The sequence below is a fragment of the Peribacillus simplex NBRC 15720 = DSM 1321 genome (assembly GCF_002243645.1).
GTDB classification, from domain to species: domain Bacteria; phylum Bacillota; class Bacilli; order Bacillales; family DSM-1321; genus Peribacillus; species Peribacillus simplex.
This window is the reverse complement of record NZ_CP017704.1, coordinates 2407816-2419951: the sequence shown is the minus strand read 5'-3', so window position 1 is coordinate 2419951 and position 12136 is coordinate 2407816. Positions and strand designations below refer to the sequence as shown.

Annotated in this window: 9 protein-coding genes and 2 rRNA genes; 9 read left to right on the top strand and 2 right to left on the bottom strand. The window is 44.2% G+C overall.

The window, feature by feature from the left end; genetic code table 11:
- Nucleotides 1-137: 137 nt before the first annotated feature.
- From BS1321_RS11445 to BS1321_RS11425, 5 genes are all read left to right on the top strand, one after another.
- Nucleotides 138-686: a TetR/AcrR family transcriptional regulator gene (locus BS1321_RS11445; protein WP_063235810.1), complete on the top strand. Its 549-nt coding sequence runs from the start codon at nucleotides 138-140 to the stop codon at nucleotides 684-686.
- Nucleotides 687-960: 274 nt separating this feature from the next.
- Nucleotides 961-1491 (top strand): ECF transporter S component, encoded by a 531-nt coding sequence (locus BS1321_RS11440; RefSeq protein ID WP_063235811.1) that lies wholly within the window; start codon nucleotides 961-963, stop codon nucleotides 1489-1491.
- A gap of 605 nt (nucleotides 1492-2096) precedes the next feature.
- Entirely contained in the window at nucleotides 2097-2522 is a 426-nt protein-coding gene (locus BS1321_RS11435; RefSeq protein WP_063235812.1) for a DUF2521 family protein, read from the top strand.
- A gap of 83 nt (nucleotides 2523-2605) precedes the next feature.
- Complete coding sequence (cwlD, locus tag BS1321_RS11430) at nucleotides 2606-3322, top strand: N-acetylmuramoyl-L-alanine amidase CwlD (protein WP_063235813.1); 717 nt, start codon at nucleotides 2606-2608, stop codon at nucleotides 3320-3322.
- Between the two features lie 139 nt (nucleotides 3323-3461).
- The gene (locus BS1321_RS11425; protein ID WP_063235814.1) at nucleotides 3462-4520 is read left to right on the top strand and encodes an Mrp/NBP35 family ATP-binding protein; all 1059 of its coding nucleotides are present in this window, start codon (nucleotides 3462-3464) and stop codon (nucleotides 4518-4520) included.
- A gap of 36 nt (nucleotides 4521-4556) precedes the next feature.
- On the opposite strand, the gene gerD is transcribed toward BS1321_RS11425, so the two are convergent.
- On the bottom strand, nucleotides 4557-5135 hold the full coding sequence (gene gerD, locus BS1321_RS11420; protein WP_063235815.1) for a spore germination lipoprotein GerD: 579 nt from the start codon (nucleotides 5133-5135) through the stop codon (nucleotides 4557-4559).
- Between the two features lie 137 nt (nucleotides 5136-5272).
- On the opposite strand from gerD, the gene BS1321_RS11415 reads away from it, so the two are divergent.
- The gene (locus BS1321_RS11415) at nucleotides 5273-5953 is read left to right on the top strand and encodes a KinB-signaling pathway activation protein (protein ID WP_063235816.1); all 681 of its coding nucleotides are present in this window, start codon (nucleotides 5273-5275) and stop codon (nucleotides 5951-5953) included.
- A 93-nt stretch (nucleotides 5954-6046) separates the two neighbouring features.
- On the opposite strand, the gene pdaB is transcribed toward BS1321_RS11415, so the two are convergent.
- On the bottom strand, nucleotides 6047-6799 hold the full coding sequence (gene pdaB / locus BS1321_RS11410; RefSeq protein ID WP_063235817.1) for a polysaccharide deacetylase family sporulation protein PdaB: 753 nt from the start codon (nucleotides 6797-6799) through the stop codon (nucleotides 6047-6049).
- 132 nt (nucleotides 6800-6931) lie between these two features.
- Here pdaB and BS1321_RS11405 point away from each other — a divergent pair, with 132 nt between their 5' ends.
- From BS1321_RS11405 to BS1321_RS11395, 3 genes are all read left to right on the top strand, one after another.
- Nucleotides 6932-7168 (top strand): hypothetical protein, encoded by a 237-nt coding sequence (locus tag BS1321_RS11405; RefSeq protein ID WP_063235818.1) that lies wholly within the window; start codon nucleotides 6932-6934, stop codon nucleotides 7166-7168.
- Between the two features lie 277 nt (nucleotides 7169-7445).
- Nucleotides 7446-8996: ribosomal RNA gene (locus BS1321_RS11400) — 16S ribosomal RNA — on the top strand.
- Between the two features lie 176 nt (nucleotides 8997-9172).
- Nucleotides 9173-12105, top strand: a 23S ribosomal RNA gene (locus BS1321_RS11395).
- The 16S and 23S rRNA genes sit together here, the layout of an rRNA operon.
- The last annotated feature ends 31 nt before the right edge of the window (nucleotides 12106-12136 follow it).

Below are 12136 nucleotides of genomic sequence, written 5' to 3'. Positions count from 1 at the left end.
CATTGTGTCGATAAAATCGATGGTAACAAAAATAGGTGTTCCTTACCATGAACAGTTTTCTTGAAGATGTTCACTAATCGACATAGAAAATATATGCTGTTGTGAAAGTCAGGAAAAAATCTATAAAGGAGTTTAAAATGTCTATATCTAAAAAAGAAGATCCTCGTACAATTCGGTCAAGGGAAATGTTTAAAAATGCGGTCATTGCTCTCTTATGCGAGGATCCCGCAATTTCAAATTTAACGGTTCAGAAAATCGCAGCCAAAGCAGGATTAAATCGGACAACATTCTACTTACATTATCAAGATATTCAAGATTTACTAAAGCAAATCACCGATGAGATTTTAAATGAGCTTTCTGATAAAATTGTTGCTTTAATACATGCAAAAGATTTATCAGAAAAACAACAGCTAACACAATTGCTTGATTATTTATATATCCATCGAAATTATTTACTTATTTTATTTAAAACGAATCAGTTCGAGGACCAATTGTTTTCATTATTAAAGCAATTAGTAGAAATAAGAAGGAAGAATACCAAGAAGGATTTACCTGCTGATTATGTTGACATTGATATTAAAACTGCCTCATTGGTAGGCATTATAATATGGTGGTTAAGAAATGGGCTTCATTTTAGTTCAGATTATATTGCCAATCAAATTTATTTGATGTACAGAGTGCAATGATTCTAAATTCGTTTGTATGAACCTTGAATTTCATTAAGGTCGCAGTTTCGTTCAATAATTTGGTTGGGTGTGTGTTTTTATGCCCAGCAAAAGATTTGACCACATTTCCAGCATCGGATGCAAATGAAACGCCGCGGAGACGTTGGTGACAGTTGAGTTCCATTTGTTTACACATGAGTTTATTTGTGTAAAACAGAATTTTTTGTAAAATCCATATTTATTAAGTTTCCGATTAGGAGTATGATAATACTTAAAAAAAGAAAGAGGACTTCATATGAATTCAACATACTCACCGATTGAAACAACTAAAACAAAAGCCTTGGTCATCAATGCGCTATTCATTGCATTAACCCTTGTAGCGACAATGTTCATCAACATCAAGCTCCCAATAATGGGTAACGGAGGCCTAATCCATCTGGGTAACGTTCCCCTTTTTATAGCAGCTTTGGTATATGGCAAAAAAACAGGAGCGATAGCAGGCGCCTTCGGTATGGCCTTCTTCGATCTTTTCTCTGGTTGGGCAGCATGGGCACCGTTTACATTCGTCATCGTGGGAGCTATGGGCTTTCTAGCCGGCCTTATATCCGAAAAGGTACCGGGCAAAAGAGAATTAGTATACACTATCGCCGTTGCCGTTGCATTGATTATAAAAATCGTCGGCTACTATTTTGTTGAAGTTATTCTTTATGGTAACTGGATACAGCCATTTGGCTCCATCCCCGGAAACGTAATGCAGGTCGTGATAGCCGGTATAATTGTAGTGCCGCTTGCTGGACGATTAAAGAAAAGAGCTGGACAGATATAAAGTGAAACAAATATAGGAAGTCATTTCAATCTTTGAGTTGCACCACCGATTAAATGTTGTACTGCGCTCTGAATTTCAGGCAGTTAAAAAAGACATCCTGTTAAGTAAGCGGGCATTAAATGACTTTTGTTATATCATGTTAGAAAAGGACATCCGTTTACCATGGATGTCCTTTTTATCTTATAGATCACAAAGCTTGAAGGTGTCATATAGGATGGCTGCTAATTTAAGGATAAACACGACATGAATAATTAGTATTGAACAAAGTCCAAAGAGACATGCGCAGGGAGCGACCCAAGTCGGCATGGTCAGCCTCGGGTAGCAGCCTGAGTGGCGGGTTACGGGGGGGAATTGCAAGTTTTCCAGGACCATTATAACCCTTACAGGAGACTTTTATCATCCGAAATGTGTAGTCAGCACTTTAACAGGTTTCTTATAGAAGATAGCATATCGCATATCGATAGGCCTTTTTCAATTACCAGCCATTCCTATCCTCATTATTTTTTGCCAATGGAATAAATGAATGGTTTAAAATAGAACGCAAAAACTAAATTATGTCTTGGGAAATAATTTTGGGAAATGGGGAATCGCCCCGGAGGTGAAATATGGCTGTGATATTAGGTTTACAGGAGATGCAAAGGGAAAGGCAATTGAAGTTCGAACGTAGATTGCTCAGGGAACTTTCCATCGAGGATATGAAGGGAAGGATTCAGCGTTACTTCGGACAGGATTTGATGGATGTTTTGGAGGAAGGCTACTTTGATGTTGCTATCGAGGCTTATTTATTAGGAGCGAACTATAGTAAGTTTGGCTATTATGGTGAGTCGGAAGAAGATGTAAGGTCCAGGAGCTGGAAGGAAGAGAAGTTTTTGGTCGATACTCTTTTTAACTTTATTTTATATTGGCGGGAAGTTACAGTGAATAACGCTTTCGATGAAGGTTTGTTTTATTGCTGTGAAGGGTTTGTGGGGGATTGGTGGCTGGACGGCTTTAAGACTGGAGAAAAACGATATAAAATGAAACTGCATTAAGAAGGCAAAAATCCCATTCCTTGTTCTAATTCCATGGTTTGTCCCATACTTTTAAGTAGAGAGATCATGGAAGGGGAACGGTCATGCGCAGAAAGCTGAAATATACAGGAATCGCTATGGGATTGTTTGTCCTTTTTTTAATTGTGACTTTTAAATTTGTTGAAGATGATTCATGGGACTCCTGGAACCTTCCGTTGGCAGGTAAGGTCATCATTCTGGATGCAGGTCACGGAGGAATGGATGGCGGGGCAAATGTACAAGAGGTAATGGAAAAGGAAATTGCCCTTTCCGTTTCATTAAAGGTCAGGGACTATTTACAGGAACAGGGTGCCCTTGTCATCATGACCCGTGAGAAGGATGAGGATTTGGCACAGGGAAATACAAAGGGGATCCGCCAGCGAAAACAGGAGGACTTACGGAATCGGGTTGAAATGATCAATGATTCGGAAGCGGACTTATTCTTAAGCATTCATTTGAACTCTTTTCCATCAGCTTCATCGAAAGGTGCACAGACTTTTTATACAAGCAGGTTCGAGGAAAATGAACAGGTGGCAAAATTCATTCAGACTGAAATCATTAGAAACCTGGAAAATACAAAGCGTGATGCAAAAACGATTAATAATGTGTATTTGATGAATAATGCTAAGAAACCTGGAGCACTTGTGGAAATTGGCTTTCTTTCCAATTCTGAGGAAAGGGAACGCCTTATCAGTGATAAGTATCAAGAAAAGGTTGCCAGTTCGATATATATGGGTATTTTACGGTACTTTACAGAGGAAAAACTATCTGATGAAGAGTGATGTCTGGGTCTTGTAAGGTACAAGGCCTTTTTATTATGGGAAAATAATCTGGTTTCGCATGCAGGGTAGATAATAAGCTTTCTTTTCGTAATATGTTATACTGAAAAATGGGAAAATAAAATTCAAAGGGGTGCTCGACTTGTTAACAGAAGAGAAAGTGCTGAATTTATTAAAGGATCTTAAAGACCCTTTTCTACATAAAAACCTTGAAGAGACAAATGGAATTATAGAAATCAAAATAAAACCTGAAAAGAATCATGTAAGCGTTAAACTTGCGATTGCGAAAACGGGGTCTGCCGAACAAATGCAAATGCAATCGGAAGTTGTGGACTTGCTGAAAACGAACGGAGCGGAATCGGTAGGCATTCGTTTCACGGAACTTTCAGAAGAGGAGTTAGCTAAGCATCGTGAAAGCATTCCTCAGGATGAAGCGGACCAAGGTTTGCTTGGGCCTAACAGCAAGACACAATTCATCGCGATCGCCAGTGGTAAAGGCGGAGTGGGAAAATCTACGATTTCAGTTAATTTCGCTACTTCACTTGCTCGTTTGGGTAAAAAGGTCGGACTGGTTGATGCCGATATTTATGGATTCAGCGTACCTGATATGATGGGGATAACAAAAAGACCGGTTGTTCGCGGGGAAAAAATCATTCCTGTAGAACGCTTTGGCGTCCAAGTTATCTCCATGGGCTTTTTTGTAGAGGATAACGCGCCGATCATCTGGAGAGGACCGATGCTGGGTAAAATGCTTAACAGTTTCTTTAATGAAGTGGAATGGGGAGATTTGGACTATTTGGTCCTTGACTTACCGCCGGGTACAGGCGATGTTGCTTTGGACGTTCATACGATGCTCCCTTCATGTAAAGAAATCATCGTTACGACACCGCATCCGACTGCAGCCTTCGTTGCTGCAAGAGCTGGTGCCATGGCCATCAAGACTGAACACGAAGTCATTGGTGTCATAGAGAATATGTCATTCTTCGAAAGTAAAACGACTGGTGAAAAAGAATATGTATTCGGAAAAGGTGGCGGCGCGAAGCTGGCAGAAGAGCTTCGGACAGAAGTTTTAGGTCAACTTCCCCTGCAACAGCCAGATTGGAATGAAGAGGACTTTGCTCCATCGATTTACGCAGCGGACCATAGACTTGGCAGGATTTACGAGGACATTGCTAAAAAGGTCATTGAAAAACTACAATAAAATGAAGGCTGATTCCAATTGGAATCAGCCTTCATTTTATTCTTTTTCCTTTTTCTCCTTGTTTTCCTTCTCTACCGCTTTAGTGGCTGCTTTATCCAATCTCTCTTGCATTTTCGCTTGAACGAGAGGACTCTCCATTGTTTCGATGATCAGCTCTTTATAGACGGCCCGCATTTCCTTGGTTTTTAATAATTTATTCATTTCTTTTTCCATATCCGGTTCTTTCATTATTTCCATGAGCATTCCACGATACTGAGGATCAGCAGTTAAGTCCTTCAATACCTTTTTATGTTCATCTTCTAATGCTTTAGCATAAGCGGAGGCAAATTCAGGATCATTAAATGTCTTTTTCCAAAATTCCTTCCCTTTATCGGAAGTGACCATATCTTCAATGGATTTCTTAATGACATCGGAATCCATAATAAGTTCAGCTTTCGTTTTATCATCAGCAATGATATCCTGTATGGCTTTTTTTCCATCATCTGTCTTCAAGATATCAACGACCATTTTCTTTGTCTCTTCATACTCCATTTTTTCTGCGCCTGTTCCATTTTGTGCACAACCGGAACAAACGAGTAAGAATGACGTGAAAAGCAAAGCAACTCCCACTCTCATACGCAGGGCCCCTTTCATCCTTCATATTGTTAATATGGTTCCAATCGGCGATATTATTCCTTGGTGGAATAAGTGGATTTTTCCAAATTTGGTTGGTACAATTAAGGAAATGAAATAGAAATGTATGGAGGAAAACAATGAACAGCCGTAATTTAGTTAAATTGTTTTTAACAACATTGCTTATAGGTGGCGTAACCGGCGGAGTTGTAGGGTTCTTGGCTCGATGGAGTGAGTTTAAGCCTTATTTTTCTTCTTTTGAAGTCAGTGCCATCCTATCAACTTTTATTTGGTTATTCGGTGTTGGATTAATTTTCAGTGTCATAAGCCAAGCCGGCTTTTTTGCCTATTTAACGATACATCGTTTTGGTCTAGGGATATTTAAAAGCGCTTCCTTATGGAATGCCGTTCAGCTTGTACTCATTCTTTTTGTTGTATTCGATCTTGTTTACCTGCGATATCTTAGCTTTGGTTCAGGCGAGGGGATAAGTTCCTACATCGTGTTAGCATTGGTTGTATTGGCCGCAGGGCTTGTTACAGCTTATTTCAAAATGAAACAAACGAATAAACAGTCGTTTATACCGGCCTTATTTTTCATGGTCGTGGTCACGGTTTTGGAGTGGATACCTGTCCTAAGTGCCAATGATGAAAGCTGGCTTTACTTCATGCTGTTTCCGTTGCTAGTCTGCAATGCTTATCAATTATTGGTCCTGAGCAAATTGATTGAACGGTCACAAAAGGAATTGGCCAGTAAAAGAGGGCGTAAGCAAACTCCAGCAAAGGGCAAGATGAAGGCCGGTGAATTAGGTAAAGGCAGCTAGCCTATATGTAAGTCGGGCCATACATAGGGAAGTCAAAACATAAAAACTGCGTACTAAATGTTCATGGAGAACATTAGTACGCAGTTTTTTCATTCAGCGGATTTCCTCACTGCTTGCTGATGAATTGGAAATCATTTCTGAAACGTTAACGAAGTTTAAACTTTTTGATCGAAGTTCACTTATTAACTCTGGCAATGCCTTATTCGTTTGTTTTGCTGAGTCTGAAGCATGTAATAAGATGATATCACCCTTTTGGGCCTTGGTGATGTTCTGAACGATCCGTTCCACACCCGGATTGGTCCAATCCTTTGAATCGATGCTCCAATGGACAACGGTGTATCCGAATTTCTCGCTGATCTTTAAGAGGCGTTTATCAAAGTGACCGGTGGGAGCGCGTAAAAGTTCTATATTCTTTACGTTAAGCTTTTTAAATGCTTCCTGGGCTTTAGAAATATCCCGGATGATTTCTTGATCTTCCATTTCGGAATAATCCTTATAATCGTAACCAAGGATGCCGATTTCATATCCTTCTTTCACAATTTCGGCTACTATATCCGGATGACGTTCAGCCCAAGATCCCGAAAGGAAAAAAGTGGCGGATTTAATCTTTTCCTTTTTTAATGTCTCTATTATCGGAGCGGCTTTCTCATCACCCCAGCCAATATTGAACGTGATCGCAACATTCTTTTCCCCTTTATAAACCGCTTTCGGCCCATCCTCTGTAGAAAAAACGGGGGCATGAAGAATGTTTTGTACAAAAAGGAACCAAGCGGTAAAAAGTGCCGTAAGTAAAATTAACGAATAATATTTGATGTTCTTGGCTCGAAGCACCATGAAAAATTTCATTAATCCATCCCCTTGTCCATAAGACTCTTGTCTTCAAATTTATGCGCGAGGATTATTGTTATGCAAAAAAATCAGTTGAAAATTCATAAAATTGATGGGAATGGGGAAAGCTGTCTGGTGGAGGTGTGAACCATGTTGGGTTTATTGATTAATGACAAAGAAAAGATGGAATTGGAGTACCTTTTAAAAAGAGAGATGGATGAAATATTATTCGATTTACAGGATGACAGAATTGACCACTTAGTCAAAAGGGCAATAAACGAGAAATATAACATTCTTTTCAGTCTGTTTAAAAGGGTGAGCACCGAGGAGGAATGCCTAATGTATATGAGGGGAAAAACGGATTTATCCAAGTGGAATCAGTCATGATATTAAAAAGTGAATTATATTCAAAAAATCTATTGACTATTGATTTATACGCTGGTATATTATAAAAGTTGCTGCAACATAAAAGCTTTTGAAAAAGAATGAAAAAAACTTTTTTAAAAAAGTTATTGACGAAGCGGTAATAAGATGTTAAGATATTAAAGTCGCTAAGAGAGACGGCGAACAAATTGCTCTTTGAAAACTGAACAAAACAAAGCGCCAACGTTAAATTTTAAGTGAGCACACACTATTAAAAAAGCAAATGAGCAAGTCAAACATTTCTTCGGAGAGTTTGATCCTGGCTCAGGACGAACGCTGGCGGCGTGCCTAATACATGCAAGTCGAGCGAATCGATGGGAGCTTGCTCCCTGAGATTAGCGGCGGACGGGTGAGTAACACGTGGGCAACCTGCCTATAAGACTGGGATAACTTCGGGAAACCGGAGCTAATACCGGATACGTTCTTTTCTCGCATGAGAGAAGATGGAAAGACGGTTTACGCTGTCACTTATAGATGGGCCCGCGGCGCATTAGCTAGTTGGTGAGGTAATGGCTCACCAAGGCGACGATGCGTAGCCGACCTGAGAGGGTGATCGGCCACACTGGGACTGAGACACGGCCCAGACTCCTACGGGAGGCAGCAGTAGGGAATCTTCCGCAATGGACGAAAGTCTGACGGAGCAACGCCGCGTGAACGAAGAAGGCCTTCGGGTCGTAAAGTTCTGTTGTTAGGGAAGAACAAGTACCAGAGTAACTGCTGGTACCTTGACGGTACCTAACCAGAAAGCCACGGCTAACTACGTGCCAGCAGCCGCGGTAATACGTAGGTGGCAAGCGTTGTCCGGAATTATTGGGCGTAAAGCGCGCGCAGGTGGTTCCTTAAGTCTGATGTGAAAGCCCACGGCTCAACCGTGGAGGGTCATTGGAAACTGGGGAACTTGAGTGCAGAAGAGGAAAGTGGAATTCCAAGTGTAGCGGTGAAATGCGTAGAGATTTGGAGGAACACCAGTGGCGAAGGCGACTTTCTGGTCTGTAACTGACACTGAGGCGCGAAAGCGTGGGGAGCAAACAGGATTAGATACCCTGGTAGTCCACGCCGTAAACGATGAGTGCTAAGTGTTAGAGGGTTTCCGCCCTTTAGTGCTGCAGCTAACGCATTAAGCACTCCGCCTGGGGAGTACGGCCGCAAGGCTGAAACTCAAAGGAATTGACGGGGGCCCGCACAAGCGGTGGAGCATGTGGTTTAATTCGAAGCAACGCGAAGAACCTTACCAGGTCTTGACATCCTCTGACAACCCTAGAGATAGGGCTTTCCCCTTCGGGGGACAGAGTGACAGGTGGTGCATGGTTGTCGTCAGCTCGTGTCGTGAGATGTTGGGTTAAGTCCCGCAACGAGCGCAACCCTTGATCTTAGTTGCCAGCATTCAGTTGGGCACTCTAAGGTGACTGCCGGTGACAAACCGGAGGAAGGTGGGGATGACGTCAAATCATCATGCCCCTTATGACCTGGGCTACACACGTGCTACAATGGATGGTACAAAGGGCTGCAAACCTGCGAAGGTAAGCGAATCCCATAAAGCCATTCTCAGTTCGGATTGTAGGCTGCAACTCGCCTACATGAAGCCGGAATCGCTAGTAATCGCGGATCAGCATGCCGCGGTGAATACGTTCCCGGGCCTTGTACACACCGCCCGTCACACCACGAGAGTTTGTAACACCCGAAGTCGGTGAGGTAACCTTTATGGAGCCAGCCGCCTAAGGTGGGACAGATGATTGGGGTGAAGTCGTAACAAGGTAGCCGTATCGGAAGGTGCGGCTGGATCACCTCCTTTCTAAGGATAATTACGAGAGCGCTTTTGTTTTGTTCAGTTTTGAATGAGTAATTCATTCAAATAAGAAAGACAAGCATCACGATGTGATGGATTCTTTCTGCTTTGTTCCTTGAAAACTAGATAATAGATAGAAGGCAATTAATTTTTTTCAAAGCATCTGTAAGATCTTTTTTAACGGTTAAGTTAGAAAGGGCGCACGGTGGATGCCTTGGCACTAGGAGCCGATGAAGGACGGGACTAACACCGATATGCTTCGGGGAGCTGTAAGTAAGCTTTGATCCGGAGATTTCCGAATGGGGAAACCCACTGTTCGTAATGGAACAGTATCTTTACCTGAATACATAGGGTACTGAAGGCAGACCCGGGGAACTGAAACATCTAAGTACCCGGAGGAAGAGAAAGCAAATGCGATTTCCTGAGTAGCGGCGAGCGAAACGGAATTAGCCCAAACCAAGAGGCTTGCCTCTTGGGGTTGTAGGACACTCAACATGGAGTTACAAAGGAACGGGGTAAATGAAGCGATCTGGAAAGGTCCGTCAAAGAAGGTAAAAACCCTGTAGTTGAAACTTCGTTCCCTCCTGAGTGGATCCTGAGTACGGCGGGACACGAGAAATCCCGTCGGAAGCAGGGAGGACCATCTCCCAAGGCTAAATACTCCCTAGTGACCGATAGTGAACCAGTACCGTGAGGGAAAGGTGAAAAGCACCCCGGAAGGGGAGTGAAATAGATCCTGAAACCGTGTGCCTACAAGTAGTCAAAGCCCGTTAATGGGTAATGGCGTGCCTTTTGTAGAATGAACCGGCGAGTTACGATTTCATGCGAGGTTAAGTTGATAAGACGGAGCCGCAGCGAAAGCGAGTCTGAATAGGGCGAATGAGTATGAGGTCGTAGACCCGAAACCAGGTGATCTACCCATGTCCAGGGTGAAGTTCAGGTAACACTGAATGGAGGCCCGAACCCACGCACGTTGAAAAGTGCGGGGATGAGGTGTGGGTAGCGGAGAAATTCCAATCGAACCTGGAGATAGCTGGTTCTCTCCGAAATAGCTTTAGGGCTAGCCTCAAGATGAGAGTATTGGAGGTAGAGCACTGATTGGACTAGGGGCCCCCAACGGGTTACCGAATTCAGTCAAACTCCGAATGCCAAATACTTATTCTTGGGAGTCAGACTGCGAGTGATAAGATCCGTAGTCGAAAGGGAAACAGCCCAGACCACCAGCTAAGGTCCCAAAGTATACGTTAAGTGGAAAAGGATGTGGAGTTGCTTAGACAACCAGGATGTTGGCTCAGAAGCAGCCACCATTTAAAGAGTGCGTAATAGCTCACTGGTCGAGTGACTCCGCGCCGAAAATGTACCGGGGCTAAACGTATCACCGAAGCTGTGGATTGACACCGTATGGTGTCGATGGTAGGAGAGCGTTCTAAGGGCGTTGAAGTCAGACCGGAAGGACTGGTGGAGCGCTTAGAAGTGAGAATGCCGGTATGAGTAGCGAAAGAAGGGTGAGAATCCCTTCCACCGAATGCCTAAGGTTTCCTGAGGAAGGCTCGTCCGCTCAGGGTTAGTCGGGACCTAAGCCGAGGCCGAAAGGCGTAGGCGATGGACAACAGGTTGATATTCCTGTACCACCTATACATCGTTTGAACGATGGGGGGACGCAGAAGGATAGGGTAAGCGCGCTGTTGGATATGCGCGTCCAAGCAGTTAGGCCGGAAACGAGGCAAATCCCGTTTCCATTAAGGCGGAGCTGTGATGGCGAGGGAAATATAGTACCGAAGTTCCTGATTCCACGCTGCCAAGAAAAGCCTCTAGTGAGATGTAAGGTGCCCGTACCGCAAACCGACACAGGTAGGCGAGGAGAGAATCCTAAGGTGTGCGAGAGAACTCTCGTTAAGGAACTCGGCAAAATGACCCCGTAACTTCGGGAGAAGGGGTGCTTTTTAGGGTGAATAGCCCAGAAAAGCCGCAGTGAATAGGCCCAGGCGACTGTTTAGCAAAAACACAGGTCTCTGCGAAGCCGCAAGGCGAAGTATAGGGGCTGACACCTGCCCGGTGCTGGAAGGTTAAGGGGAGAGGTTAGCGCAAGCGAAGCTTTGAACCGAAGCCCCAGTAAACGGCGGCCGTAACTATAACGGTCCTAAGGTAGCGAAATTCCTTGTCGGGTAAGTTCCGACCCGCACGAAAGGTGTAACGATCTGGGCACTGTCTCAACGAGAGACTCGGTGAAATTATAGTACCTGTGAAGATGCAGGTTACCCGCGACAGGACGGAAAGACCCCGTGGAGCTTTACTGCAGCCTGATATTGAATTTTGGTACAGCTTGTACAGGATAGGTAGGAGCCTGAGAAGCCGGAGCGCTAGCTTCGGTGGAGGCGTTGGTGGGATACTACCCTGGCTGTATTGAAATTCTAACCCGCGCCCCTTATCGGGGTGGGAGACAGTGTCAGGTGGGCAGTTTGACTGGGGCGGTCGCCTCCTAAAGAGTAACGGAGGCGCCCAAAGGTTCCCTCAGAATGGTTGGAAATCATTCGTAGAGTGTAAAGGCACAAGGGAGCTTGACTGCGAGACCTACAAGTCGAGCAGGGACGAAAGTCGGGCTTAGTGATCCGGTGGTTCCGCATGGAAGGGCCATCGCTCAACGGATAAAAGCTACCCCGGGGATAACAGGCTTATCTCCCCCAAGAGTCCACATCGACGGGGAGGTTTGGCACCTCGATGTCGGCTCATCGCATCCTGGGGCTGTAGTCGGTCCCAAGGGTTGGGCTGTTCGCCCATTAAAGCGGTACGCGAGCTGGGTTCAGAACGTCGTGAGACAGTTCGGTCCCTATCCGTCGCGGGCGCAGGAAATTTGAGAGGAGCTGTCCTTAGTACGAGAGGACCGGGATGGACGCACCGCTGGTGTACCAGTTGTCTTGCCAAAGGCATAGCTGGGTAGCTACGTGCGGACGGGATAAGTGCTGAAAGCATCTAAGCATGAAGCCCCCCTCAAGATGAGATTTCCCATGGCGCAAGCTAGTAAGATCCCTGAAAGATGATCAGGTTGATAGGTCAGAGGTGGAAGCGTGGCGACATGTGGAGCTGACTGATACTAATAGATCGAGGACTTAACCAACGCTTTAAAAAAATGAAATACCTTCTTATTA

Coding starts and splice junctions, on each gene's coding strand:
- BS1321_RS11415 (WP_063235816.1), top strand. CDS start 5,273: ATGAACAGCCGTAATTTAGTTAAATTGTTTTTAACAACATTGCTTATA.
- pdaB (WP_063235817.1), bottom strand. CDS start 6,799: ATGAAATTTTTCATGGTGCTTCGAGCCAAGAACATCAAATATTATTCG.
- BS1321_RS11440 (WP_063235811.1), top strand. CDS start 961: ATGAATTCAACATACTCACCGATTGAAACAACTAAAACAAAAGCCTTG.
- cwlD (WP_063235813.1), top strand. CDS start 2,606: ATGCGCAGAAAGCTGAAATATACAGGAATCGCTATGGGATTGTTTGTC.
- gerD (WP_063235815.1), bottom strand. CDS start 5,135: ATGAGAGTGGGAGTTGCTTTGCTTTTCACGTCATTCTTACTCGTTTGT.
- BS1321_RS11405 (WP_063235818.1), top strand. CDS start 6,932: ATGTTGGGTTTATTGATTAATGACAAAGAAAAGATGGAATTGGAGTAC.
- BS1321_RS11445 (WP_063235810.1), top strand. CDS start 138: ATGTCTATATCTAAAAAAGAAGATCCTCGTACAATTCGGTCAAGGGAA.
- BS1321_RS11435 (WP_063235812.1), top strand. CDS start 2,097: ATGGCTGTGATATTAGGTTTACAGGAGATGCAAAGGGAAAGGCAATTG.